Genomic DNA, 23,166 nt, shown 5'->3' on the forward strand with positions numbered 1-23,166 from the left:
GCGGCCCCGAGTTCAAGGAGGAAACCAAATGGAGGAGTTGCACGGTGTGCAGGTCCGTTCTAGCGAGTTATGGTTAACGCTACGTAAAGGCAACCCCTGCCCGGGCGGGATACCACTTTCCCGCCGGCGCTGCGACGCCGCGGCGGCCGGCTCGTCTCATCTTTTTTTTGACAAGCGCCGCAGGGCGTGGCAAAGGGCGCCTCTTGAGAACCCCCCTGATTTTTGTGACGGAGGACGTGGCGTGGCCAAACCCGAATGGGGCGTCAAGCGCATCTGCCCGAGCTGTGGCGCTCGTTACTATGACATGCGCAAGGACCCGCCGGTCTGCCCGAGCTGTGGCGCGCAGTTCGATCCCGAGGCTCTGCTGAAGTCCCGCAAGGCCCGTCCGGCCCCGGTCGACGACACCAAGAAGGTGGCTGTCGTGGCCGAGGACGAGGAAGAGGTCGAGACTGAGGCCGAGACTCCGGAACTGGAGGACGCCGAGGACGAAATGTCGGTCGACGACATCGAAGAAGCCGACGACACCGCCGAGGACGAGGACGATGTCCTGATCGAGGACACGTCCGAACTCGGCGAGGACGACATGGACGAGGTCGTCGACGTCGAGGGCGAGGACGAGGAGGAGCGCTGACCGGCGCCCTTCCCGGTGGCGACGGGAGGGCCGGCGGGGTGATGGAAAAAAAGCGCGAAAGGACGAATTTTCCGCTTGCATCACTCCGCTGCCTGACTATTATCCCGCTCCACAAAGGCCGGACGGAAACGACCGGCCCCCAGAGTTAAGGGGCCATAGCTCAGCTGGGAGAGCGCTACAATGGCATTGTAGAGGTCAGGAGTTCGATCCTCCTTGGCTCCACCAAATCGATCAAGGGCCCGGCGAGCAATCGCCGGGCCCTTGGTGCATTTGCACCGGGCGTCGGATAAAATGCCGGTTCGGTGCATGGTTGCGGAACTCCATCCGGCCGCATGGAGATGCCGCCGCGCTGCGGATGGCACAACGGCATCTCCAGTTGCCGGGACCAGCTACTTCAGCCAGCGATCGAACACCGCCTGATACTGGCCGGTGGCGACCGCTTGGTGCAGCCACTGGTCGACCCACAGCTTCAGCACGATGTCGCGCGGCAGCAGGAAGGCCTTTTCGGAGAAGTCGAAGGGCTGGTCCGGATGGACGGCGCACAGTTCGGGATGCAGCTTCTGCTGAAGCCGCGTCTCCACCGCATCGGTGATCATCAGGTCGGCCTTGCCGGCGACGATCTGGTCGAAGATGGTGACGTTGTCCGGATGGACCTCGATCTGCGCCGTGCGGATGTTGGCGCGGGCGAACTTCTCGTTGGTGCCGCCGGGGTTGACGATCAGGCGGACGCCGGGCTTGTCGATGTCGGCGACGGTCTGGAAGCGGTCCTTGTTCTCGCAGCGGGTGATCGGCGTCTTGCCGTCGCGCATCAGCGGATCGGAGAACAGCGCCTTCTTCTGCCGCTCCATCGTAACGGAGACGCCGCCGACGGCGATGTCGTACTTGTCCGCCAGCAGGTCGGGCAGCAGAGTGCTCCAGCTGGTCTTCACGAACTCCACCTTCACGCCCAGCGCCTTGCCCATCGCATCGGCGAGGTCGATGTCCATGCCCTCGAACTTCTGGGTCTGCGGGTTCAGGTAGGTGAAGGGCTTGTAGTCGCCGGTGGTGCCGACGCGCAGCGTACCGGCCGACAGAACGGCATCCAGACGCGAGCTTTCAGCCGGCTGTGACGCGGCCGATGCCGACGGAGCGGTTTGCGCCAACGCACCGGCGGACGACAGGGCGGTGACGGCACAGACCAGCACCGCGCCGACGGCTGCGGCAAGGCTCCGGCCGCTGCGGCGCAGGGTATGGACAGGCATAAAGATCCTCCCGATGCTTTGTTTGCCGACCGGATGGTACGGCGCAGGGAGGATTGTGGCGAGGGGCTGCGGTCCGGACGGACAGAGTTCAGATATGCAGCCGCCGAAGAGGTGCGGCAGCGCCAATAGCAGCCCCAAAACGGCGAAGGCCGCGAACCCGTTCCGGTTCGCGGCCTTCAGAATGGTGGGCGGTACTGGGATTGAACCAGTGACCCCTACGATGTCAACGTAGTGCTCTCCCGCTGAGCTAACCGCCCACTGTAGCGACCGGCGGAGAAGCGCTTGGCGTCGTCCGTCCGGCGTGGGCGGGTGTATACCGACCTCCTTGCCGACACGCAAGCCCTTTCGTACCGCCCATCCGCTTTTTTTATCCGCCGGCGGCAGGACGGCGCCCAGCCCCATCACAGATGGTTCCGTAACAGAGGTTCCGTGACACCGGGGCCGGCGTCCATTACATCATTCGATCATGGACGCCTCCTTCGACGCGCAACGCGGCGCTGGTGCCGGTGCCGACCCGGCCGCCAGCGCTCCGCTGCCCAACGCCCCGGCCTTCGAAATTCTGGCCCCGCAAAGCCAGAGGCTGCCGCTCGTGCTGGCGTCGCCGCACAGCGGCAACGCGTATTCCGCAGAGTTCCTCGCCTCGTCCCGCCTGGATGCCCGGGCGCTGCGCAAGTCGGAGGATTGCTTCGTCGACGAGATCTTCGCCTTCGCTCCAGGCTTCGGCGTGCCACTGATCCGCGCCCTGTTCCCGCGCGCCTATCTGGACGTCAACCGCGAGGCCTACGAGCTGGACCCGGAGATGTTCGCCGATCCGCTGCCGGCCTATGTCAACACCCGCTCCCCCCGGGTGGCTGCGGGGCTGGGCACCATCGCCCGTGTGGTCGCCAACGGCGAGGACATCTACAAGGGCAAGCTGCGCTTCGCCGAGGCGCTGGACCGCGTCAGCCGCTGCTACACCCCTTACCACAACGCGCTGCGCCAACTGGTGGACGGCACCCGCGACGCCTTCGGCCATGTCCTGCTGATCGACTGCCATTCCATGCCGTCGGGCAGCGTCACCACAGGTGGGCGGGGAGGCGGGCGCGGCGGCACCCACCCCGACATCGTGTTGGGCGACTGTTTCGGCAATGCCTGCGCCCCGGCGGTGATCGACGCAGCGGAGGATTACCTGCGCGGGCTAGGCTATGCGGTCAACCGCAACAACCCCTATGCCGGCGGCTACACCACCCGCCATTACGGCCGGCCGCGCCAGGGCATCCACACGCTTCAGATCGAAATCGCCCGCGACCTCTACATGGACGAGGCGGCGCTGACCCGCCTGCCCTATCTGGGCACCCTGGCCCGCCACATGACCGAACTGGTCGACACGCTGGGCCTGCTGCCGCCCGACGGGCTTGGTCCGCGCTGACCCTCCCGCCTCATCCAACCGGCCGTCAGGCCAAAAAAAGGGCCGCGGGCGAACCCGCGGCCTTCAGTCTAGGGAGGAAACGCCCAAGAAGTGCGTTACGCCAACGTCCACGCCGAGGCGCGACCGTTGCCGCACTGCACAATATGAGCGCGTGGCGTCCCGGCTTCAAGACCAAAAAGAATTTCTCATTCATTACATCACGTTAATCGAGACAGGAGATACCGCGAACCGGATAGGGCCCAGCCGAATTTGCTGCACTGCAGCATGACCTTTCGTGAAACTGACTGCCCTAAAGGACAAAGGGTGCCGTACCTTCGGACCGCTATCGTGAGCGTGACGGCGGGGGTTCGGAACCAAGGCCGCCCTTTGTCGTTTCGCAGTGGTCCAATACCGGGTGTCCGCCAGGGCGGCCCTGAAGTTGCGGACTGCGGAACGCCCTGCCGGCGGCCAATAAGGAGAAGAAGATCGTGAGCAGGCTCGTCGTCGTATCCAACCGGGTCGCCCTTATGGAAGAGGGCAAGCAGGCCGCAGGCGGTCTCGCTGTCGCCATCCTGGCAGCCTTGAAGAAAACCGGGGGCATCTGGTTCGGGTGGAGCGGAACGGTCGTCGACGGCGAGTCCCAGGCGGAGCCGACCAAGACCGAAGCCGGCAAGCTGACCTATGCCACGCTGGATCTGGGGCGCCGCGATCATGAGGAATATTACAACGGTTTCGCCAACCAGACCTTATGGCCGCTGTTCCACTACCGCCTGGGCCTGATCTCGGTGAACCGTCGCACGCGCGAGGGCTATTCCAGGGTCAACGCCTATTTCGCCGACAAGCTGGAGCCGCTGCTGCGCCCGGACGACATGGTCTGGGTCCACGACTACCACCTGATCCCCTTCGGCGACGAGTTGCGCCGTCGCGGCTGTTCGCAACGCATGGGCTTCTTCCTGCACACGCCCTTTCCGCCGCCGGAGCTGCTGACCGCCCTGCCCAACCACCGCGACCTGATCCGCGAGCTGTGCGCTTACGATCTGGTCGGCTTTCACACTGCCACCGACCTGCGCGGCTTCTGCGATTACATCCGCACCGAGACCGACGGCACGGTGGAGCAGCGCGGCGCCTACGGGACGGCGATGATCCGCGCCTTCGGCCGCACCCTGATGGCGAAGGTGTTCCCCATCAGCATCGACACACCGGCACTGGAAAGCCTGGCCCGCACCGCCGGTCGCTCGCGCCAAGCCGAACGGCTGCGCGAAAGCCTGGTGGGGCGCCGGCTGATCATCGGCGTCGACCGGCTCGACTATTCCAAAGGCCTGCCGCAGCGCTTCGCCGCCTTCGAACAGCTTCTGGAAAGCTACCCGGAGCATTGCAACCGCGTCTCCTTCCTCCAGGTCGCCCCGCCAAGCCGCGAGGATGTGCCGGAATATATCGCCATCCGACGCGAATTGTCGGAGATGGCCGGCCGCATCAACGGCCGATTCGCCGAGTTCGATTGGCAGCCGATCCGCTATCTGAACCGCAGCTTCGGCCAGCGTGTCCTGGCGGGTTTCTACCGGCTGGCCAATGTCGGGCTAGTCACGCCATTGCGCGACGGCATGAACCTCGTCGCTAAGGAGTATGTCGCCTGCCAGGACGCCGACAATCCGGGCGTGCTGGTGCTGTCCCAGTTCGCCGGTGCCGCCCATGAGATGGGCGAGGCGCTGATCGTCAACCCGTTCGACATCGAGGGCGTCGGCGACGCGCTGCAACGGGCGCTGACCATGCCGCTGGGCGAGCGCAAGGAGCGCCACGCCGCCCTGATGCAGACCCTGCGGCGGCAGGACATCAACTGGTGGCGCGAAAGCTATGTAGACGCATTGACGCGGGCACCGTATGACTTTCCGGTCACCTGAGCATCCGCTCGGCCCACCAACAGCGCAGATCCGGATCCATGGCCGCCGACCTCTCCCCCGCCATTCCCGGCACCGCCGGTAACGCCGCTCCCATCCTGGTCGCTGACATCGGCGGCACCAATGCCCGCTTCGGCCTGATCGACGGCCGCATCGTCCGCGACACCCGCGTGCTGCGCTGTGCCGATTACGCCTCGATCGAGGATGCGGCCACCGCCTATCTGACGGCGGTCGGGCTGGCGGCAGTCGGTACCCCCGGCCGGCCGCGGCGCGGGGCCTTTGCGGTGGCCGGGCCGGTCACCGGCGACCGCATCGCCATGACCAACCTGGTCTGGCAGTTCTCCGTCAACCGGGTGCGGGACGCGCTGGGGCTGGACGGGCTGGTCGTCATCAACGATTTCACCGCCGTCGCCCTGTCGGTGCCGCGTCTGGCCGAAGAGGACCGCCGCCAGATCGGCGAGGGCGCGCCGCAGGCGGGTGCAGTCGTCGGCGTGCTGGGACCGGGCAGCGGGCTGGGCGTGTCCGGCCTGGTGCCGGGCGCCAACAACCGTTGGACCGCCCTGTCGGGCGAGGGTGGCCATGTCACCATGGCGCCGATCAGCGACCGCGAGAGCGCCGTGCTCGGCCAACTGCGCAAGAGCTTCGAGCATGTCTCGGCCGAGCGGGTGCTGTCCGGCCCCGGCCTCGTCAACCTCTACGGCGCGCTGTCGATCCTGGACGGGCGGGAGCCGGCCGCCCTCACCCCTGCGCAGGTGGCCGACAACGCCCTGAACGGCAGCGAGACCCATTGCGTCGAGGCGGTGGAGATGTTCTGCGCCATGCTGGGCACCGTCGCCGGCAACCTCGCTTTGACGCTGGGGGCACGCGGCGGCATCTACATCGCCGGCGGCATCGTGCCGAAGCTGGGCACGCTGTTCACCCACTCCCGCTTCCGCAAGCGCTTCATGGAAAAGGGCCGGATGCGCGACTTCCTGGCGCCCATTCCCACCTACGTCATCACCCACGAGCTTCCCGCCTTCCTGGGCCTCGCCGAGGCAGCCGGGGCCGAGTAACTCCGCGACGGCGGGGGAGCTGCACTGGAAAGCCATCCGGGGGTGCGGCCGATTGCGCATCCCATCGGTGGTTCCCCCTATTGCCCGACTTGTCGCTTGAACAGGCGGGTCACCCTCCACATGGTTGTTCCCCTCTCTTTCGGATTTGCATCGGAACACCATGCCTGCCGACCTTCGTGTCCGTTTCCTGCATCCGTCGGGCGCCATCGGCCCCGGCAAGATCGCCCTGCTGGAAGCCATCGACCGCACCGGCTCGATCTCCGCCGCCGCGCGGTCGCTGGACATGACCTTCCGCCGCGCCTGGTTCCTGGTGGAGACGATGAACACCGCCTTCCGCGAACCGGTGATCCGCACCAGCGTCGGCGGGCGTGAGGGCGGCGGCGCCGGCCTGACCCCGCTGGGCCAGGAGGTGGTCGCCCGCTATCGCCAGACCCAGGAGGAGGCGCGCAAGGCCGCCGAGCCGCATCTGCGCTGGCTGGACGAGGTGCTGAAAGAGGACGCTGCGGATGGGACCGCGCCCGGGACGAAGCCGCCGGCCGGCTGACCCGCCCTGGTTGCCGGTCAAGTCATCGTCGTGGCCACGGCAAGTCACGGCCGAAACCTGCCAAAGCACTGACGTCCGTTTTTTCTTCCATGCGCGCAGTGCAGCCCTGGGCAACCGGAAGCCCGATGGTGCGGCGGGACGGTGCACCGTACATATGGCTCTGTTGCAGCTCGGCGCCAGCGTGACCGTACGGCAACAACCCGTTTCCCCGACCTCATCCGGCATCCGGACGGGCCGCAGCCGCGGCGCCGCACCGCCGTGCCTTTGCCCGAGCCGATCCCCCGCCATGCTGTCCCTCCCCCTGCCCGTCACGGCTGCCGACGCCTTCGGTGCCGCCGCTTTCGCCGGTTCGTGCCTGTGGCCGCTGATGAAGAAGCGCCGTGCCCTGCTGGCCGGGCAGGCCGCCACCAACCTGATGTTCATCACCCACTATATGTTGCTGGGCGCGCACACCGCCGCGGCGCTTTGCCTCCTGGTGGTGGCGCAGGCGCTGGCGGCGCTGCCGGAAGGGCGCAGCCGATGGCAGACCGCGATTTTCGCGGCGACGGTGCCGGGCGTCGCCGCCATCGCGCTGTTCACCTGGTCCGGCCTGCCGTCGGCGCTGTCCAGCCTGGGCATCACCTTCTCCACGCTGGCCCGCTGGCAGTCGGACGCCGTGCGCATGCGCATTCTCCTACTGGTCGCCGGTGGGTTCTGGGTCAGCCACAACGCGCTGGTGATGTCGCCCTTCGCCATGGCGTCGGACGCCTTCTGTGCCGCCGCCAACCTGCTGCGCCTGCGCGGCGCGCTGCGCAAGGACGAGGCTCCGGCGGCGGCGCCCGCCGCAAATGCCAATGCGCTGCCCTCCGGCGCTGCCGCCGCCTGAACCGGCTTCACTGGAACGGGCTAACGCCTCCGGACGGGTTCTCCCTGTCCGGGGGCGGTCGAATTGGGCACTGGCGCACCGGCACCGTCGCGCCTAAAAGAGGCCTCGTGCACCGCAACGGCAGCGACGAAGGACGGCCCATTCATGCTGAAGCGTCTTTACGACTGGACCATGGCCAAGGCCGCGTCGAAGGATTCAACCGCCTGGCTGGCCGGGGTGTCCTTTGCCGAAAGCTCCTTCTTCCCGCTGCCGCCGGACCTGCTGCTGGTGCCGATGGTCATCGCCAACCGCAAGGCGGCGTGGAAGCTGGCGACGATCTGCACGCTGGCCTCGGTGGTCGGCGGCATCGCCGGCTACATGATCGGCTATTTCCTCTACGAGACGATCGGCCGCTGGGTGATCGAGTTCTATCATCTGACCGACAAGTTCGAGCAGCTGCGCCACACCTTCGTCGAGTACGGGGCGGAGATCCTGATCATCAAGGGCATGACGCCCATCCCCTACAAGCTGCTGACCATCACAGCCGGCGTGGCCCATCTGCCGCTGTGGGTGTTCATCGGCGCCTCGATCATCTCGCGGTCGATCCGCTTCTATCTGGTGGCGGCGCTGCTGTATTTCTTCGGCCCGCCGATCCGTGCCTTCATCGAAAAGCGGCTCACCCTCGTCACCAGCGTGTTCGCGGTGGCGCTGATCGGCGGCTTCCTGGTGGTGAAGCTGCTGTAAGCCGCCACCTTCTTCCAGGCCGCCTCTTTCCAGACAGACAGGACCTTCATGCCTCCGCGCGGGCGCCCGCCCCATCCCAGCCGCGCCCGTTCCCGGACCGCCGCCCCCGCCATCTCGTCCGCACCGTCAGCCCCGGAACCCACCGAATCGCGCAAGCTGTTCCGCGTGGCCGGGCTGGCCGCCGTGTCCGCGCTGTTCACCCATGAGCCGGAGCGGGTGGAGCGCCTGTTCTTCGACGAGCGGCTGAAACCGGCGGTCGGTGCCTTCTGCAAGGCGATGGCGGCGGCCCGCAAGCCCTACCGCATGGTGGAGGCGGAGGAACTGGCGAAAGTCGCCGGCACGGTTCTGCACGGCGGCGTGGTGGCGCTGATGGCGCCGCGGACACTGCCGCTGTTCGACACCGAGGCCGCGCGCCGGGCGACGGAGCCGCTGCTCATCCTGGATGGGGTCGGCAACCCGCACAATCTGGGCGCCATCCTGCGCACCGCCGCCTTCTTCGGCCTGCCCCGCGTCCTGGTCTCCGACCATTCCGGCCAAGCATTGCCGTCCGAAGCCGCCTATCGCGTGGCGGAGGGCGGGTTCGAATGGGTGGTGCTGGAGCGCGCCCCCGCCCTGCCGGCCGTGCTGAAGCGGCTGCGCGCCAGCCACCGGGTGTTCGGGACGGCGCTGGACCAGACCCGGCCGACGGTCGATGCCGGCGCGCTGACGGGATGGCGCGGCAAGCAGGGGGCAAAGCCGCCGGCGGTCGTGCTGGGCAATGAGGAGGACGGCATTCCGCCGGCCACGCTGGCAGCCTGCGAGGCGGTGCTGACCATCCCCGGCAGCGGCCGCGTCCAATCGTTGAACGTCGCCGCCACCGCCGCCATCCTCATCCATGCCCTGACCGCCGGGTAAGGGCTGCCTTCAGCCGAGCGCCGCGATCAGCACAACCGCCACCAGGGCGACGGACGCCAGCGGCAGCAGTTCCACGCCGTTGCGCGTCCAGCTGGGGACGGCGGCATGATGGCCGCCGGCGTGGCCGTTCGCGATGTCGTCGGCCCAGCCATGGCGCGACGGCACCGCACCGGGGGCCGACACCGCCGGGGCGGCCGGGTTCGCCATGTCGACAACGCCGTCACCACGGTGATAGTCGCCGGCCTGCCGGGCCAGCGCCGGATTGGGCCGGCCCTGCATCAGGCGGGAATCGTCCAGCTCAACCTCGACCCCGGCCGCCTCGACCCGCTCGATCACCGCGGCGGTTTCCTCCGGCGTCATCGTGTCGACGGGCAGGATGCCGCCCAACGCCTCGGCACTCAGCCGGTTGCCGTTGCGGCGGCCATGGTCGATGAGGGATTGGATCAGGCGTTCGTCGGTGGTGCTGGCCATGATGGCTCTCCTTTTTTCAAGTTCCCAGCAGGTCACAAGCTCAAACGCGCGAAACAGCCCGAAGGTTCACCGGCGGGCCGACTCCCCCTGGCGCCACCTTGCCGCAGCCCGGCCGCCACACGACATAAGAGGTCCCTCCAACGGATCGTCATGATGGGAGACCCGACCATGCTGGGGCATTTTCTGCGCAAGCCGGCGACGCTGCCGACGCCGGAGGAGGCGCTGCCCGGCCGCAGCCAACCCGTTCCGGTTCCCGAACAGCACCATGTCAACGGCCATCGCCTGACCGGCCCCTATCCGCCGGGGCTGGAGGTCATCGACCTCGGACTCGGCTGCTTCTGGGGAGCGGAGCGCAAGTTCTGGCAGGTTCCCGGCGTCTGGGTGACCGCCGTCGGCTATCAGGGCGGCCATACCCCGAACCCGACCTATGAAGAGGTCTGCTCCGGCCGCACCGGCCATACCGAGGCGGTGCGCGTCGTCTACGACCCGGCGATGGTGAAGGCGGAGGATCTGCTGCGCGTCTTCTGGGAGTCGCACGATCCGACACAGGGCATGCGCCAGGGCAACGACGTCGGCACCCAGTACCGGTCTGCCGTCTACACCCACAGCCCCGCCCAGCAGGCGGCGGCGGAAGCGACTCTGGCGGCCTATCAGGAGCGGCTGGCCCAGGCCGGCTACGGCCCGATCACCACGGAGATCCGCGAGGCTCCGCCCTTCTACTTCGCGGAAGGCTACCACCAGCAGTATCTCGCCAAGAATCCCAACGGCTATTGCGGGCTTGGCGGCACCGGCGTCACCTGTGCGGCCTGATGAAACACGGGTAAACGCCGGGGTGCGGTGTCCCTGACGGGCTTAGCCCTTGCGGTTGCGCCACACCGGCCCTTGCGGGTATGGTTCGGGCGGCTCTTGAAAGCTCCGGCGGCATCATCCCGCGGGAGCGCCGCCCGTCCAGCTGCGATTGTCATGACCAAGGAAAGAACCGAGCTGGCGACGCCGTATCTCAGCGGCCTGCTCGAATTCTGGCTCACCAAATCCGTCGCCGGCCGGCCGCCGGTCCCCAGCAGCATCGCCCCGGCCGACCTGCGGCCGTGGAAGGACAACATCGCCGTCTTCGAGGTGATCGGGGAGGAAGCCGGCACCTTCGTCTATTCCTATTACGGCAAGGCGCTGGCCACCGCCTTCGGCCAGTCGCGCCTGGGCGCCACGCTGGACGACCTGCCGCCGGAACAGCGGGCATTGCTTCAGCCGGAATATGAGACGGTGCGCCGCGAACGGCTGCCTGTCGCCCGAGTCCACACCGCGGTCTTCGGCGGGCGCACCCGCAGCTTCGAACGGCTGGTGCTGCCGATGTCCAGCGATGGCGTCAGCATCGACAAGCTGCTGGTCGCCGCCTACGAGATGACGCCGCGCGAGCTGGCGGCACGTCCTCCCCTGCAGTCCCTGGGGCCGGGCGGCTCCTCCTCCGGTCCCGTCCCCCTCACCGTTCAGAAGCCCGGAGCCTCGGCATGAGCCCGCGTATGCCGCATCTCGCCGCCCCGCCGACCCAGGCGGGGGTGGTGACCGCCGACGAGTTCAATCTGTGGTGCGCGCTGAACGGCCGCCCGTTCAATCTCGTCCCCAACCCGCGCCCCGACGGCCGCGTGCTGTGGGATGTCGAGGTTCTGCCCGGCACGCCGCGCGCCGGGACCGTCTATTCCACCAACCTGTCGGACGAGGCGCTGGCGGTGGTCGCCGGCTTCGCCTTCCTGTCGGGCGTCGAATGGGCCTATGAGGCGCGCGACCCGGCGGAGGCAGAGGCCCCCGCGGCCCCGTGCGAAGCCGCCCCGGCGGCGGAGTCGGCGAGCCCCTGCGCGCCCGCTCCGGCTGCGCCCGCTCCCTCCATTTCCACAGTCGCCGTGCCCTGCGCGCCCGCCGCCCCGGCGGATTATCCCGCGGTCTATTCGCTGCCCACCGTTTCCCTGCTGCAAACCCCGCCGCCGCGCCCGGTGCAGCAGCATGACGAGTCGGTGCTGGCCCGCAACGCGCGGATGCTGGAAACCGTTCTGAAGAACTTCCGTGTCCGCGGCGAGATCATGGATGTCCGCCCCGGCCCGGTCGTCACCCTCTACGAGTTCGAGCCGGCGCCCGGCACCAAGTCGGCCACCGTCATCAACCTGACCGACGACATCGCCCGCTCGATGAGCGTGGTCACCGCCCGCATCGCCATCGTCCCCGGCCGCAGCGTCATCGGCGTCGAGCTGCCGAATCCGGTGCGCGAGATGGTCTACCTGCGCGAAAGCTTCGACCACGACGCCTTCCGCAACACCACGGCCCAGCTCGCCATCGCCCTCGGCAAGGACATCAGCGGCGAACCGGTGGTGGCCGACCTCGCCCGCATGCCGCATCTGCTGGTCGCCGGCACCACCGGCTCGGGCAAGTCGGTGGCGATCAACACCATGATCCTGTCGCTGCTCTACCGGCTGCCGCCGGAGCGCTGCCGCTTCATCATGGTCGATCCCAAAATGCTGGAGCTGTCGGTCTATGACGGCATCCCGCACCTGCTGACGCCGGTCGTCACCGATCCCAAAAAGGCGGTCGTCGCCCTGCGCTGGGCCGTGCGCGAGATGGAAAGCCGCTACGAGGCGATGTCCAAGCTCGGCGTCCGCAACATCGAGGGCTACAACGCCCGCATGGCGGAGATGATCGCCAATGGCGAGAAGATGCCCCGCCGCGCCCCGGCGCCGGGCGAGGCGGAGAACGTCTTCGACCTGACGCCGTCGGAGCCGACGCCGCTGCCCTACATCGTCGTGATCGTCGACGAGATGGCCGACCTGATGCTGGTCGCCGGCAAGGAGATCGAGGCGGCGATCCAGCGTCTCGCCCAGATGGCGCGCGCCGCCGGCATCCACCTGATCATGGCGACGCAACGTCCGTCGGTCGACGTCATCACCGGCACCATCAAGGCCAACTTCCCGACCCGCATCAGCTTCCAGGTCACCAGCAAGATCGACAGCCGCACCATCCTCGGCGAAGCCGGGGCAGAGCAGCTGCTGGGCCAGGGCGACATGCTGTACATGCAGGGCGGCGGCCGCATCACCCGCGTCCACGGTCCCTTCGTCTCCGATTCGGAGGTCGAGGAGATCGTCCAGTATGTGAAGGCCCAGGGCGCCCCCAACTACGTCACCGCCATCACCGAGGAAGAGGAGGAAGCCGCCGCGGTGGAGGACGAGGACGGCGGTTCGGTTGCGACCGGCGACGACCTCTACATGCAGGCCGTCAACCTCGTGGTCCGCGAGGGCAAGGTGTCGGTCAGCTTCATCCAGCGCCAGCTCCAGATCGGCTACAACCGCGCCGCCCGTCTGGTCGAGCGGATGGAGACCGAGCGCGTCGTCGGCCCCGCCAACCACCAGGGCAAGCGCGAAGTCCTGCTGTCCCACGCCGGCCTGTCGGCCAAGCGCGCCGGCGTGTGATCGATCATCCGAAGGAACCTCTTCCCCTGTCGAGAAGAGGGCTCCTCCGGTTGGGGGACGACAGTAAGCAAGCAAAAGGCTCCCCATGGACCCGAAGCCCCATTTCGAGACCCTCGCCCGCTACAACCGCTGGGCCAACCGCCGCCTTTACCAGATCGCGGCGCAGCTTTCCGATGCTCAGTTCCGCGAGGACCGCGGCGCCTTTTTCGGCTCTGTCCGCGGCACGCTGAACCATATCCTGGTCGCCGACCGGGTGTGGCTGGAAAGGATCGAGGGAGAGGGGCCGAAGCCGTCGTCGCTCGATGAAATCCTCCATGACGATTTCGCCGGCCTGCGCACCGCCCGCGAGGCGGAGGACGAGCGGCTCCTGCGCGTCCTGGCAGCCACCCCGGCGGAGCGGTTCGAGTCGGTCCTCTCCTACCGCAGCATGGCCGGCACGCCGCATGAGCTGCCCTTCGCCCAGATCGTCACCCATATCTTCAACCACCAGACCCACCATCGCGGGCAGGCCCACACGCTGCTGAGCCAGTTCGGGCTGGACGCGCCGTCGATCGACTTCGTCTATTTCCTGCTGGAGGCGAAATGAGCCGCCCCATCGCCGACCTCGCGGCTCTGGAAACCCTCTATGGTGAGCCGGCCGCTCCCTCCATCGCCAAGGAGGTGCCGGCGCTGACCCCCGGCTACCGCGCGCTCATCGAGGCGTCGCCCTTCTTCGTTCTTGCAACCAGCGGACCGGATGGGCTGGATGCCTCGCCGCGCGGCGACGAAGCCGGCTTCGTCCGGGTAGCGGACGACCGTACCCTGCTGATCCCCGACCGCCGCGGCAACAACCGCATCGACAGCCTGCGCAACATCCTGGCCGATCCGCGGGTCGGTCTGCTGTTCCTGGTGCCGGGACTGAACGAGACGTTGCGGGTCAACGGCCGCGCCGTGATCGACACCGACCCGGCCTTGTGCGAGAGCTTCGCCGTCGACGGCAAGGCGCCGAAGTCGGTGCTGGTCGTCACCATCGAGGCGGTGTTCTTCCAGTGCGCCCGCGCCCTGCTGCGCTCCCGCCTGTGGGACCCGGCGGTGCAGATCGAGCGGCGCAGCCTGCCGTCGGCGGGGGCCCTGATGGCCGAGGCCAGCGCCGGGCGCGAAGGCGGCGACGCCTATGACCGGTCGCTGGCCGAGCGGATCCCGAAAACCCTGTACTGACCCGGCATCCCTACTGCGCAGCGAGCCTGTCGGTGGCCGGCAGCCTGATGGTGAAGACCGAGCCCTCATTGTGCTCGCTCTGCACCGACAGGGTTCCGCCATGGGCGGCGACGATCTTCTGCGTCATGTAGAGCCCCAGCCCCGATCCCTTGGTTCCGCGCGACGACGAGGCGCGGAAATAGATCGAGCCGATCCGCTCCACCTCCTCCGGGGTCATGCCGAGGCCCCGGTCGGCGACGCGGATGACGATGCCGCCTCCGTCATCGAAGGCGCTCACCCGGACGGCCGTGTCCGCCGGCGAGTAGCGCAGCGCGTTCTGCACCAGATTGCCGATGGCCACCCCCAGGAAGGGCGCATCGACCAGCATCGGGCGGTGGGGAGCATCGATCGACAGGTCCAGCCGCTCCTCCGCTTCCGTCTCCATCAGGCCGCCTAGAACCTCGTCCATCAACTGGCCCAGCACCACCGGTTCCGGCTTCAGCGCCAGCGCCCCCTGGTCGAGCGCATCGGAAGACAGGAAAAGATCCACCAGTTCCGCCATCTTGTGGGTGGTGCTGCGGATGCGTTGCAGGCGGGTCAGCGCCGACGGCGACTCCACCACGCCCGACAGTTCGATCATCTGTGCCGCGCTGTCGATGGCGGCCAGCGGGGTACGGAATTCGTGCGACAGCATCGCGACGAAGCTGCGCTGCTCCTCCGCCCGCTTGGTGGCGAAGGCCGACTCCTCCCGGGCGCGCAGCCGCTCCGTCTGAAGCCTGCCGATGCGCAGGGCCAGACCGGTGCCCAGCACCAGCACCGCCACCATCGAGGCGACCTGATAGGGATCGGCGATGAAGAAATCGGCAGGCAGCGCGCCCCGCAGGATCAGTTGGGCCAGGATCAGCCCGCTCAGCGACACCAGGGTGCTGGCCAGATAGAAGCGCGGGCTGAGATCGCTCGGGTTCAGCCAGGCCATGCGTGCGGTCAGCACCAGTGCGATCACCACCACGACCAGCGCCGACAGGGTCACCACCGGGTTGGTCAGGGCGTAAAGCGGTGAAACCGTCGTCGGCAATGCCAGCAGCACCAGCAGGGCCAACCCCTGATAGCAACGCGCCAGCTTCGGCGCCCGGGTCTGCAAATCGAGGATATAGACCCACATGATCAGTGCCGTGGCAAAGCCGAGGAAGCCGCTGCTGCCCACCAGCAGGTTCATCAGCCAGCCCGGCAGATCCGGCAGCAGCGTTGCGCCGATACCGTTGGCGAACAAGTAATAGCAGAAGACCGTGGCGACATAGGCGGTGTAGGACAGCAGCGCCCCGTCACGCAGAAGCAGGCCCAGCGCGACATAACCCAAGACCAGAATACCCAGCACCCCCAGGAAAACCCCCTGGAACAGCAGATCCTTGGTCTGGTGGCTGACATAGGCGGCGGGAGACCACAGCCGTGCCGACAGGCGGATAGCGCTGACCGAATCGATACGCAGGTAAAGCGAGACCGGCTTTCCCTCCGGAAGGGTCAGCGGCAGGCTGTGCAGCCGGGTCTTCATCGGCCGCTGGCTGAATGGAACGAAGTCTCCCAAACGGACCAGCCGGTAGGCGGCAGGGTCCTGCGGCCGGCCCGCGGCTCCGCCTGCCTTCGGGATGAAGAGGTCGAGATGGTCGATATAGGCTTCGCCCATCTCCAGAAGCCAGTCCGCCGGCGCACCGGGTTCGCGCATCAGGTCGAAACGGTACCAATGGATGTCGCGGGTCTGGCCGACACCGCGGAAATCCTCCCGCGGTTCCATCTGCCCATCGGCGTCGGCCTTCAGGATGGCGGCGAAATCAAGCTTGCGGTCGGGATCGACCAGCCGAGCGAAATGGCCGGCCAGGGTGGCGCTGGCGGTGGCTGGCCCGAGCCGAAGCGGCTCCACGCCGGAGACCGTGGCGGCGGCCGTGCCGGAAAACCACAGGAGAAGCGCCGTCAGCAGGGCGATCGGCCCCGCCATCCGGCGACAGGAAGCGGATGAGGTCGGGGAACCGGCATTGCGCCCGTCACGGCCGTTCTGCCGGGCAGAAGGGCGGCGATTCCAGCCCCGCCATTTCCCGCCGTTGTTCGCGTCCTTCATCATCGCGGGCTATCGATATAGATAAAGTTTTAGGAAAACATTAAGCTTATATGCATCTCGTCTTTCCAACTCTTCTGGTTCCCGGCCGTCGTCAGATGCGTGAAGGGGACAGCTTGAACTCCACCACCGTGTCGGTGGAGGCAAGGGCGCTGACGAGCGCCATCGGATCGGGATCGCCCCTCCCTTGTAACACCAGTTGGCATTCGAACTGGCCGCTGCCGTTGGCGAGGTGGAAGGCCCAGTCGACCACCTCGAACCCATGTTTCCTGGCCTGTGTCCGCAACTCCTCCGGCGGCGGGGCCTTGTCGCGCGGAAAGACCAGTGTCAGGTGAAGCACCGACTGGTGGGGCAGCAGCCGTTCGACCGGCCGCAGCAAACTCATCACCAGAATGGTCAACAGCGCCGCGGCAATGGCGACCGCATAGAAACCGAGACCGATGACGATGCCGATGGCCGAGGTCGCCCAGATCGATGCGGCGGTGGACAGGCCGCGGATCGACAGCCCCTCGCGCATGATGACCCCGGCGCCGAGGAAGCCGATGCCGGTGACGATGCCCTGGATCACCCGCGTCGGATCGCCGGCCAGGGCGGCCGCATGTGGCGCCCCCTGCGTCCCGATGCCGCCATACCACATGGAGGGGTAGGCGTTGACCACCGTCAGCGCGGCCGAGGCCAGGCAGACCAGCCCGTAGGTCCGCATCCCGGCCGCCCGCCCGTGATAGCTGCGCTCGTACCCCAGCAGCAGCCCGACCGCCAAGGCTCCCAAAAGATGCAGCAGGATCAACCCGTTGGTCGCCAATTCGGCCGGCGACCAGTAGGAGCGCAGCAAATCCATGGCCCATTCCATTCCTGATCGAGGCTTTCGATGAAGACCTCCACCGCAGTCTAGCGCAGCCCGGCCCGTGGCGCCCGCTTGGCGGAAGGCGCCATTCCGTCACAGGCCGCAAATGGCCCGAGTTGACCTGAGTCAATTCCCGCCCGCCAGAAAGTATCGATACTAAGGGCCGAAAACCAGTACCTAAGGACCAGCCGCGAGGGTTGGCACCGGGACCGGTTCGACCTGTTCCCGCTCCGACCGAGAGTGCCGCCATGAGGCCCATCACCTCCCCCGTCCTGTCCCATCCGTCCGACCGGAAGGCGACCGACTCCGCACCGGCCCCGACCCGCCGGGCCGAAGGGCTGATGTTCCTGTCGCTGGCAGTGCTGGTCTGGCCGGTGATCGCCGTCGGCACCGTCTCCGCCTACGGCTTCTCGATCTGGATGTACCAGCTCCTCACCCACTGAGCCCAGCGCTCCGCCAGGACCGACATGCCCCGCGCCCCCGAAGTCCACATCTCCAGCCTCGTCATCCAGCACAGTCCCGACCGCACCGACGCGGTGCGCGAGGCGGCGGCCTCCGTCGCCGGGCTGGACTGGTGTGCCGCGGAGAACGGCAAGGCGGTGGTGACGCTGGTCACCGCCAGCGCGGCCGAGGTCGTCGACCGCATCGCCCTGCTAAACGCCATTCCCGGCGTTCACACCACCACCATGGTTTACCACCACTACGAACCCGCGGACGCGATCGACGCAGCCTGACGCCCCTCCCCTGGGCCGTCACCCGGATCCCCATCCAGGCGCGCCGTTTCCGCCTTTTCCCGACCGAATTTCCTCCGAACCTGGAGTCCTCCTCATGTTTCTGTCCCGCCGCGATTACTTGAAGGCGCAAGCCGCCGCTGCCGCCGCCGCGGCGGCCGGAATCTCGCTGCCCGCGTCCGCCGCCAATATCCTGACCGGCGAAGGCGCCAAGCTGACCTGGTCGAAGGCCCCCTGCCGGTTCTGCGGCACCGGCTGCGGCGTGATGGTCGGCGTCAAGGACGGTCGCGTCGTCGCCACCCATGGCGACGTGAAGGCCGAGGTGAACCGCGGCCTGAACTGCGTGAAGGGCTATTTCCTGTCCAAGATCATGTATGGCGAGGATCGGCTGAACCAGCCGCTGCTGCGCATGAAGGACGGGAAGTTCGACAAGGACGGCGAGTTCGAACCGATCAGCTGGGACGCCGCCTTCGACATCATGGCCGCCAAGTGGAAGGAGACCCTGAAGAAGAAGGGTCCGACCGCCGTCGGCATGTTCGGCTCCGGCCAGTGGACCATCTATGAGGGTTATGCCGCCTCCAAGCTGATGAAGGCCGGCCTGCGCTCCAACAACCTGGATCCGAACGCCCGCCATTGCATGGCGTCGGCGGTGGCCGGCTTCATGCGCACCTTCGGCATGGACGAGCCGATGGGCTGCTACGACGACATGGAGCAGGCCGACGCCTTCGTGCTGTGGGGCTCCAACATGGCGGAGATGCACCCCATCCTGTGGACGCGCGTCACCGACCGCCGCCTCAGCCATCCCGGCTGCAAGGTCGCCGTGCTGTCGACCTACGAGCACCGCAGCTTCGACCTCGCCGACATCGGCCTGGTCTTCACCCCCGGTTCCGACCTGGCGATCCTGAACTACATCGCCAACCACATCATCAAGACCGGCCGGGTGAACAAGGAGTTCGTCGAGAAGCACTGCAACTTCAAGCGCGGCCGCGACGACATCGGCTATGGCCTGCGTCCCGACAACCCCTTGGAGAAGAAGGCGAAGAACGCCGACAAGGCCAACGACTCCGACCCGATCAGCTTCGACGAGTTCGCCAAGTTCGTCGAACCCTACACGCTGGACAAGGCGCATGAGCTGTCGGGCGTGCCGAAGAACCGGCTGGAGGCGCTGGCCGAGCTGTATGCCGACCCGAAGGTGAAGGTCGTGTCCTTCTGGACCATGGGCTTCAACCAGCATGTCCGCGGCGTCTGGGCCAACAACCTCGTCTACAACATCCACCTGCTGACCGGCAAAATCTCCCAGCCCGGCTGCGGCCCCTTCTCGCTGACCGGCCAGCCGTCGGCCTGCGGTACGGCGCGCGAGGTCGGCACCTTCTCGCACCGGCTGCCCGCCGACATGGTGGTGACCAATCCCGAGCACCGCAAACACGCCGAGGAGATCTGGAAGCTGCCGGAGGGGACCATCCCCGACAAGGTCGGCTACCACGCCGTCCAGCAGGACCGCATGCTGAAGGACGGCAAGCTCAACGCCTACTGGGTCATGTGCAACAACAACATGCAGACGGCCCCGAACACGGCGAAGGAGACCTTCCCCGGCTACCGCAATCCGGAAAACTTCATCGTCGTCTCCGATCCCTACCCCACCGTGACGGCTCTCGCCGCCGACCTGATCCTGCCCACCGCCATGTGGGTGGAGAAGGAGGGCGGCTACGGCAATGCCGAGCGCCGCACCCAGCTGTGGCGCCAGCTGGTCGATGCGCCCGACGGCGCACGGTCCGACCTGTGGCAGATCATGGAGTTCTCCAAGCGCTTCCGCATCGAGGAGGTGTGGCCGGACGACCTGCTGAACAAGAAGCCGGAACTGCGCGGCAAGACCCTGTACGAGGTGCTGTTCCGCAACGGTCAGGTCGACCGCTTCCCACTGTCCGACCTCGACCCGACCTACAACAACCAAGAGGCCAAGGACGCCGGCTTCTACGTCCAGAAGGGCCTTTTCGAGGAATACGCCTCCTTCGGGCGCGGCCACGGCCACGATCTGGCGCCCTTCGAGCAATACCACCAGGAGCGCGGCCTGCGCTGGCCGGTGGTGGACGGCAAGGAGACCAAGTGGCGCTACCGCGAGGGCTCCGATCCGTATGTGAAGGCCGGCGAGGGCATGCGCTTCTACGGCAACAAGGACGGCAAGGCCAACGTCTTCGCCCTGCCTTACGAGCCGCCGGCCGAAGCGCCCGACTCCGACTATCCCTTCTGGCTGTCGACGGGCCGCGTGATCGAGCACTGGCACAGCGGGTCGATGACGCTCCGCGTGCCGGAGCTGCGCAAGGCCTTCCCGAACGCCGTGGTGTTCATGCATCCCGACGACGCCAAGGAACTCAATGTCCGGCGCGGGCAGGAGGTGCGCGTCACCTCCCGGCGCGGCGAGGTTCGGGTGCGGGTCGAGACGCGCGGGCGCAACAAGCCGCCGCGCGGCCTGGTCTTCGTCCCCTTCTTCGACCACACGGTCCTCATCAACAAGGTGACGCTCGACGCCACCGATCCCATCAGCAAGCAGACCGACTACAAGAAGTGCGCGGTCAAGATCACGCCAGTCGTGAACGCCTGAGGAGTGCCGGCATCATGAAGACCCGTTTCCTGATCGCCGCGCTGGCCCTGCTGGCCGGCATCCCGGCTTTGACCATCGGCGTCACCTCCGGTGTCGTCGCCGCCGACAAGCCCGTCGTGATGGCGGACGCCACCGGCACGGTGGGAGGAATCAAGGTTCCCTCCACCAACCATCCGATCACCACGGATGTCCCGGCCGAGGCGACCCACCGCGAGATCACCGACGACCAGAAGCGCGTGCGCAACTACGCCGATCAGCCGCCGTTGATCCCGCATGCCATCCGCGACTATCAGATCGACCTGAACATCAACAAATGCCTGACCTGTCATGATCGCCGCAACACGGCCGGCTCGCAGGCGCCGATGCTGTCGGTCACCCATTTCCAGGACCGTGACGGCCAGACGCTGGGCACGGTGGCGGCCCGCCGCTACTTCTGCACCCAGTGCCATGTGCCGCAGACCGACGCCCAGCCGATCGTTCCCAACAGCTTCCAAGACTTCGACTCGGTCCTGGGCCATGCCCAAGGCGGCCAGAAATGACGATCCGATCCGCCCTGCTGGGCCTGTGGCGGCTGTTCGCCCGCCCCAGCGTCCATTTCAGCCTGGGTTTCCTGACGCTGGGCGGCTTCATCGCCGGCGTCGTCTTCTGGGGCGGCTTCAACACCGCACTGGAGGCCACCAACAAGGAAGCCTTCTGCATCAGCTGCCACGAGATGCGCGACAATCCCTATGAGGAGTTGAAGCAGACCATCCACTTCACCAACCGGTCCGGCGTGCGCGCCAGCTGCCCGGACTGCCACGTCCCCCACCAGTGGACCGACAAGATCGCCCGCAAGATGCAGGCGTCGAAGGAAGTCTGGGGCAAGATCTTCGGCACCATCGACACCCGCGAGAAGTTCCTCGACAAGCGCCGCGAACTGGCCGAGCACGAATGGGCACGGCTGAAGTCCAACAACTCGCTTGAGTGCCGCAACTGCCACAGCGCGGACTCGATGGACATCACCAAGCAGAATCCGCGCGCCGCGAAGATGCACGAGACCTATCTGTTCACCGGCCAGAACACCTGCATCGATTGCCACAAGGGCATCGCCCACCACCTGCCCGACATGCAGGGGATCGAGCCCGGCTGGAGCATGAAGACCAGCCAGAAGTAAGCATCCAGCCAAACAAAGAGCCCCGCTTCCGAGAGGAGCGGGGCTCTTTGCGTTTCACGGGAAACCACCGGCAATGCCTCATCCCAGCATCGCCACCACCGACAACGCCAGCAGCGTCACCAGCACCGCCTCGCCCAGCCCGACCAGCCCGCGCAAGCCCAGAGCCACCCACCAGCTCGCCCAGTCGCGGCGGTGGCGGACCTCCTTCAGCAGGCGTTCCTGGATGCCGGCGACGGTGCGGCGGGCCGACAGGCTGGCGATGCCGCCGACCAGCGCCACCAACCCCGTGCCCAGCACGAAATACAGGGCCCCCTTCCAGCCGACAAAATGATCGGGGTCGTTCAGGTAATGCCCGGCGCCAACGACGATCCACACCGCCGCCGGCCAGACGCCGACGATCTCCGGGCCGGGCCCTTCTCCCTTCGGCCCTTCTCTGCTTTGCATGTCGCCCATCGCCGCCCCCTCAGCCACCCGGCACATGGCGGTAAGCCAGCACGCGCGTCGCCGGCCCGCCCTCGACGTCGGCCAGCGGCAGCAGCAGCTCGACGAACTTTGCCCCCGGCAGCATCGGGTCGTCGCGCACCAGCAGGCAGCGCGGCTCGCCGCTCTCCAGACAGGCGCGCAGGTCGGACAGCCAGCGCCGCGCCGCCTGCTCCGGGTGGCAGTCGGTCACCCGCCGTGTCGTCGGCCGCTCGGCCAGCCGGCGTTGCAGGGCACGGCCGCAGGACTTGTAGACGAAATCGCTGCCGTCGGCGGTCGGCTCCATCAGGGCGGTGCGCGGCACGCTTTCCCGGACCTGGGCGGTGTCGATTTCCCTCGCCAGGGGCATGCGGCGCTTGCGCTTCAGCCTCACCCAATGGGTGTAGAGGATGCGGACCTGCGGCGTCTGCTCCGCATCGATCACGTCGGCCCGGCAGGGCGGCGGCGGCAGGTCCAGCACCGGAGTCGCCACCGGCGCCGACGCGAAGGCCGCTGCCGCCGGCACCGGCTGGGAAACCGGCTGCGGAATGGGCCGCGAGGCCGCGGCGGTGACCAGCGTGTGCGCCTGCCCCGCCGGCGTATGGCCGATCCGGCCGCCATGCTTCTTCAGCATCGGCAGCGGCGCCCAGGCGGTGCAGGTGTGATAGCCCTTGGTGATGCGGCGGTAGTCCTGGCTGCTGGCGGTGCGGCACTCCCCCTCCACCCCGTGGCGGGCGACATGCACCAGCGTGTTGTCCTCCGACAGCGCGCGCTCGCCGCCCCACGAGACGCAGGCGGCGCAGGCGCGGCTGTCCTTGGCGAATGCGTGGCTCATCGGGGCGTATCTCCAATGGGTATGCGAAATGGGAGAAGGGGAATTGATGCGTCCCTTTCCCCCGCGGTTCAAGACCCGCATGGGGCGGCGGTGCCGTGCCCGAGATTCAG

The 23,166-nt window shown here is 67.4% G+C and carries 24 protein-coding genes and 2 tRNA genes; 19 read left to right on the forward strand and 7 right to left on the reverse strand.

Annotated features, from left to right (window positions below):
- Positions 1 to 241 precede the first annotated feature (241 nt).
- Together ABNQ39_RS10705 and ABNQ39_RS10710 are read left to right on the forward strand one after the other, a co-directional pair.
- On the forward strand, positions 242 to 631 hold the full coding sequence (locus tag ABNQ39_RS10705) for a TIGR02300 family protein (protein WP_098738942.1): 390 nt from the start codon (positions 242 to 244) through the stop codon (positions 629 to 631).
- Positions 632 to 780: 149 nt separating this feature from the next.
- Positions 781 to 856 (forward strand) — tRNA-Ala (locus tag ABNQ39_RS10710).
- Between the two features lie 164 nt (positions 857 to 1,020).
- Here ABNQ39_RS10710 and ABNQ39_RS10715 read toward each other — a convergent pair.
- On the reverse strand, positions 1,021 to 1,872 hold the full coding sequence (locus ABNQ39_RS10715; RefSeq protein WP_376957601.1) for a transporter substrate-binding domain-containing protein: 852 nt from the start codon (positions 1,870 to 1,872) through the stop codon (positions 1,021 to 1,023).
- 182 nt (positions 1,873 to 2,054) lie between these two features.
- Positions 2,055 to 2,129: transfer RNA gene (locus tag ABNQ39_RS10720), tRNA-Val, on the reverse strand.
- Between the two features lie 209 nt (positions 2,130 to 2,338).
- Here ABNQ39_RS10720 and ABNQ39_RS10725 point away from each other — a divergent pair.
- The 7 genes from ABNQ39_RS10725 to ABNQ39_RS10755 all read left to right on the forward strand — a co-directional run bounded on the left by ABNQ39_RS10725 (position 2,339) and on the right by ABNQ39_RS10755 (position 9,232).
- Complete coding sequence (locus tag ABNQ39_RS10725) at positions 2,339 to 3,280, forward strand: N-formylglutamate amidohydrolase (protein ID WP_376957603.1); 942 nt, start codon at positions 2,339 to 2,341, stop codon at positions 3,278 to 3,280.
- A 467-nt stretch (positions 3,281 to 3,747) separates the two neighbouring features.
- On the forward strand, positions 3,748 to 5,157 hold the full coding sequence (otsA, locus tag ABNQ39_RS10730) for an alpha,alpha-trehalose-phosphate synthase (UDP-forming) (RefSeq protein ID WP_098738939.1): 1,410 nt from the start codon (positions 3,748 to 3,750) through the stop codon (positions 5,155 to 5,157).
- 38 nt (positions 5,158 to 5,195) lie between these two features.
- Complete coding sequence (locus ABNQ39_RS10735) at positions 5,196 to 6,206, forward strand: glucokinase (protein ID WP_376957605.1); 1,011 nt, start codon at positions 5,196 to 5,198, stop codon at positions 6,204 to 6,206.
- A gap of 160 nt (positions 6,207 to 6,366) precedes the next feature.
- Positions 6,367 to 6,750 (forward strand): winged helix-turn-helix domain-containing protein, encoded by a 384-nt coding sequence (locus ABNQ39_RS10740; RefSeq protein ID WP_376957607.1) that lies wholly within the window; start codon positions 6,367 to 6,369, stop codon positions 6,748 to 6,750.
- A 286-nt stretch (positions 6,751 to 7,036) separates the two neighbouring features.
- Positions 7,037 to 7,615 (forward strand): YgjV family protein, encoded by a 579-nt coding sequence (locus tag ABNQ39_RS10745; RefSeq protein WP_376957609.1) that lies wholly within the window; start codon positions 7,037 to 7,039, stop codon positions 7,613 to 7,615.
- 144 nt (positions 7,616 to 7,759) lie between these two features.
- On the forward strand, positions 7,760 to 8,338 hold the full coding sequence (locus tag ABNQ39_RS10750; protein WP_085090362.1) for a YqaA family protein: 579 nt from the start codon (positions 7,760 to 7,762) through the stop codon (positions 8,336 to 8,338).
- Positions 8,339 to 8,386: 48 nt separating this feature from the next.
- Complete coding sequence (locus ABNQ39_RS10755; RefSeq protein ID WP_376957612.1) at positions 8,387 to 9,232, forward strand: TrmH family RNA methyltransferase; 846 nt, start codon at positions 8,387 to 8,389, stop codon at positions 9,230 to 9,232.
- A 9-nt stretch (positions 9,233 to 9,241) separates the two neighbouring features.
- On the opposite strand, the gene ABNQ39_RS10760 is transcribed toward ABNQ39_RS10755, so the two are convergent.
- Complete coding sequence (locus tag ABNQ39_RS10760; RefSeq protein WP_376957614.1) at positions 9,242 to 9,703, reverse strand: hypothetical protein; 462 nt, start codon at positions 9,701 to 9,703, stop codon at positions 9,242 to 9,244.
- A gap of 168 nt (positions 9,704 to 9,871) precedes the next feature.
- On the opposite strand from ABNQ39_RS10760, the gene msrA reads away from it, so the two are divergent.
- The 5 genes from msrA (at position 9,872) to ABNQ39_RS10785 (ending at position 14,349) form a co-directional block, all read left to right on the forward strand.
- A complete protein-coding gene (gene msrA / locus ABNQ39_RS10765; protein WP_109448555.1) occupies positions 9,872 to 10,513 on the forward strand; it encodes a peptide-methionine (S)-S-oxide reductase MsrA in 642 nt (213 codons plus the stop codon).
- 153 nt (positions 10,514 to 10,666) lie between these two features.
- Positions 10,667 to 11,212 carry a PAS domain-containing protein gene (locus tag ABNQ39_RS10770; RefSeq protein WP_109050413.1) on the forward strand — a complete coding sequence of 182 codons (546 nt, stop codon included), beginning with the start codon at positions 10,667 to 10,669 and terminating at the stop codon, positions 11,210 to 11,212.
- On the forward strand, positions 11,209 to 13,152 hold the full coding sequence (locus ABNQ39_RS10775) for a DNA translocase FtsK (protein ID WP_376957616.1): 1,944 nt from the start codon (positions 11,209 to 11,211) through the stop codon (positions 13,150 to 13,152). The genes ABNQ39_RS10770 and ABNQ39_RS10775 overlap by 4 nt, the downstream gene beginning before the upstream one ends.
- Before the next feature lie 85 nt (positions 13,153 to 13,237).
- Positions 13,238 to 13,738, forward strand: coding sequence for a DinB family protein (locus ABNQ39_RS10780; protein WP_376957618.1), 501 nt, complete (start codon positions 13,238 to 13,240; stop codon positions 13,736 to 13,738).
- Positions 13,735 to 14,349, forward strand: a complete 615-nt coding sequence (locus ABNQ39_RS10785) for a pyridoxamine 5'-phosphate oxidase family protein (protein WP_376957620.1) — start codon at positions 13,735 to 13,737, stop codon at positions 14,347 to 14,349. Before ABNQ39_RS10780 ends, ABNQ39_RS10785 begins: the two co-directional genes overlap by 4 nt.
- A 10-nt stretch (positions 14,350 to 14,359) precedes the next feature.
- Here the strand turns inward: ABNQ39_RS10785 and ABNQ39_RS10790 are convergent, their stop codons facing one another.
- Positions 14,360 to 16,318 carry a sensor histidine kinase gene (locus ABNQ39_RS10790; protein ID WP_376957621.1) on the reverse strand — a complete coding sequence of 653 codons (1,959 nt, stop codon included), beginning with the start codon at positions 16,316 to 16,318 and terminating at the stop codon, positions 14,360 to 14,362.
- Between the two features lie 211 nt (positions 16,319 to 16,529).
- Positions 16,530 to 17,273 carry an MgtC/SapB family protein gene (locus tag ABNQ39_RS10795; protein ID WP_376957622.1) on the reverse strand — a complete coding sequence of 248 codons (744 nt, stop codon included), beginning with the start codon at positions 17,271 to 17,273 and terminating at the stop codon, positions 16,530 to 16,532.
- Between the two features lie 254 nt (positions 17,274 to 17,527).
- Between ABNQ39_RS10795 and ABNQ39_RS10800 the strand changes: the two genes are divergently transcribed.
- From ABNQ39_RS10800 to ABNQ39_RS10820, 5 genes are all read left to right on the forward strand, one after another.
- Positions 17,528 to 17,722 carry a periplasmic nitrate reductase, NapE protein gene (locus ABNQ39_RS10800; protein ID WP_098738926.1) on the forward strand — a complete coding sequence of 65 codons (195 nt, stop codon included), beginning with the start codon at positions 17,528 to 17,530 and terminating at the stop codon, positions 17,720 to 17,722.
- A 24-nt stretch (positions 17,723 to 17,746) separates the two neighbouring features.
- Positions 17,747 to 18,013: a chaperone NapD gene (locus ABNQ39_RS10805; protein ID WP_174474127.1), complete on the forward strand. Its 267-nt coding sequence runs from the start codon at positions 17,747 to 17,749 to the stop codon at positions 18,011 to 18,013.
- A gap of 94 nt (positions 18,014 to 18,107) precedes the next feature.
- A complete protein-coding gene (napA, locus tag ABNQ39_RS10810) occupies positions 18,108 to 20,609 on the forward strand; it encodes a nitrate reductase catalytic subunit NapA (RefSeq protein WP_376957623.1) in 2,502 nt (833 codons plus the stop codon).
- A gap of 14 nt (positions 20,610 to 20,623) precedes the next feature.
- Positions 20,624 to 21,148 carry a nitrate reductase cytochrome c-type subunit gene (locus ABNQ39_RS10815; protein ID WP_167421804.1) on the forward strand — a complete coding sequence of 175 codons (525 nt, stop codon included), beginning with the start codon at positions 20,624 to 20,626 and terminating at the stop codon, positions 21,146 to 21,148.
- Entirely contained in the window at positions 21,145 to 21,762 is a 618-nt protein-coding gene (locus ABNQ39_RS10820; RefSeq protein WP_376957624.1) for a cytochrome c3 family protein, read from the forward strand. Before ABNQ39_RS10815 ends, ABNQ39_RS10820 begins: the two co-directional genes overlap by 4 nt.
- 78 nt (positions 21,763 to 21,840) lie before the next feature.
- On the opposite strand, the gene ABNQ39_RS10825 is transcribed toward ABNQ39_RS10820, so the two are convergent.
- Together ABNQ39_RS10825 and ABNQ39_RS10830 are read right to left on the reverse strand one after the other, a co-directional pair.
- Entirely contained in the window at positions 21,841 to 22,206 is a 366-nt protein-coding gene (locus tag ABNQ39_RS10825; RefSeq protein ID WP_376957625.1) for a hypothetical protein, read from the reverse strand.
- A 19-nt stretch (positions 22,207 to 22,225) separates the two neighbouring features.
- Positions 22,226 to 23,056 carry a hypothetical protein gene (locus ABNQ39_RS10830; protein WP_376957626.1) on the reverse strand — a complete coding sequence of 277 codons (831 nt, stop codon included), beginning with the start codon at positions 23,054 to 23,056 and terminating at the stop codon, positions 22,226 to 22,228.
- Between the last annotated feature and the right edge of the window lie 110 nt (positions 23,057 to 23,166).

Source organism: Azospirillum sp. A26 (assembly GCF_042604635.1).
GTDB lineage: Bacteria > Pseudomonadota > Alphaproteobacteria > Azospirillales > Azospirillaceae > Azospirillum > Azospirillum palustre.

Bases quoted from the DNA above. Each gene is read 5' to 3' on its own strand.
- ABNQ39_RS10815 (WP_167421804.1), top strand. From the start codon at position 20,624: ATGAAGACCCGTTTCCTGATCGCCGCGCTGGCCCTGCTGGCCGGCATC.
- ABNQ39_RS10735 (WP_376957605.1), top strand. From the start codon at position 5,196: ATGGCCGCCGACCTCTCCCCCGCCATTCCCGGCACCGCCGGTAACGCC.
- ABNQ39_RS10825 (WP_376957625.1), bottom strand. From the start codon at position 22,206: ATGCAAAGCAGAGAAGGGCCGAAGGGAGAAGGGCCCGGCCCGGAGATC.
- ABNQ39_RS10715 (WP_376957601.1), bottom strand. From the start codon at position 1,872: ATGCCTGTCCATACCCTGCGCCGCAGCGGCCGGAGCCTTGCCGCAGCC.
- ABNQ39_RS10770 (WP_109050413.1), top strand. From the start codon at position 10,667: ATGACCAAGGAAAGAACCGAGCTGGCGACGCCGTATCTCAGCGGCCTG.
- ABNQ39_RS10775 (WP_376957616.1), top strand. From the start codon at position 11,209: ATGAGCCCGCGTATGCCGCATCTCGCCGCCCCGCCGACCCAGGCGGGG.
- ABNQ39_RS10760 (WP_376957614.1), bottom strand. From the start codon at position 9,703: ATGGCCAGCACCACCGACGAACGCCTGATCCAATCCCTCATCGACCAT.
- ABNQ39_RS10750 (WP_085090362.1), top strand. From the start codon at position 7,760: ATGCTGAAGCGTCTTTACGACTGGACCATGGCCAAGGCCGCGTCGAAG.
- msrA (WP_109448555.1), top strand. From the start codon at position 9,872: ATGCTGGGGCATTTTCTGCGCAAGCCGGCGACGCTGCCGACGCCGGAG.
- ABNQ39_RS10780 (WP_376957618.1), top strand. From the start codon at position 13,238: ATGGACCCGAAGCCCCATTTCGAGACCCTCGCCCGCTACAACCGCTGG.
- napA (WP_376957623.1), top strand. From the start codon at position 18,108: ATGTTTCTGTCCCGCCGCGATTACTTGAAGGCGCAAGCCGCCGCTGCC.
- ABNQ39_RS10800 (WP_098738926.1), top strand. From the start codon at position 17,528: ATGAGGCCCATCACCTCCCCCGTCCTGTCCCATCCGTCCGACCGGAAG.
- ABNQ39_RS10805 (WP_174474127.1), top strand. From the start codon at position 17,747: ATGCCCCGCGCCCCCGAAGTCCACATCTCCAGCCTCGTCATCCAGCAC.
- ABNQ39_RS10820 (WP_376957624.1), top strand. From the start codon at position 21,145: ATGACGATCCGATCCGCCCTGCTGGGCCTGTGGCGGCTGTTCGCCCGC.
- ABNQ39_RS10745 (WP_376957609.1), top strand. From the start codon at position 7,037: ATGCTGTCCCTCCCCCTGCCCGTCACGGCTGCCGACGCCTTCGGTGCC.
- ABNQ39_RS10795 (WP_376957622.1), bottom strand. From the start codon at position 17,273: ATGGATTTGCTGCGCTCCTACTGGTCGCCGGCCGAATTGGCGACCAAC.
- ABNQ39_RS10725 (WP_376957603.1), top strand. From the start codon at position 2,339: ATGGACGCCTCCTTCGACGCGCAACGCGGCGCTGGTGCCGGTGCCGAC.
- ABNQ39_RS10830 (WP_376957626.1), bottom strand. From the start codon at position 23,056: ATGAGCCACGCATTCGCCAAGGACAGCCGCGCCTGCGCCGCCTGCGTC.
- ABNQ39_RS10790 (WP_376957621.1), bottom strand. From the start codon at position 16,318: ATGGCGGGGCCGATCGCCCTGCTGACGGCGCTTCTCCTGTGGTTTTCC.
- ABNQ39_RS10785 (WP_376957620.1), top strand. From the start codon at position 13,735: ATGAGCCGCCCCATCGCCGACCTCGCGGCTCTGGAAACCCTCTATGGT.
- ABNQ39_RS10755 (WP_376957612.1), top strand. From the start codon at position 8,387: ATGCCTCCGCGCGGGCGCCCGCCCCATCCCAGCCGCGCCCGTTCCCGG.
- ABNQ39_RS10740 (WP_376957607.1), top strand. From the start codon at position 6,367: ATGCCTGCCGACCTTCGTGTCCGTTTCCTGCATCCGTCGGGCGCCATC.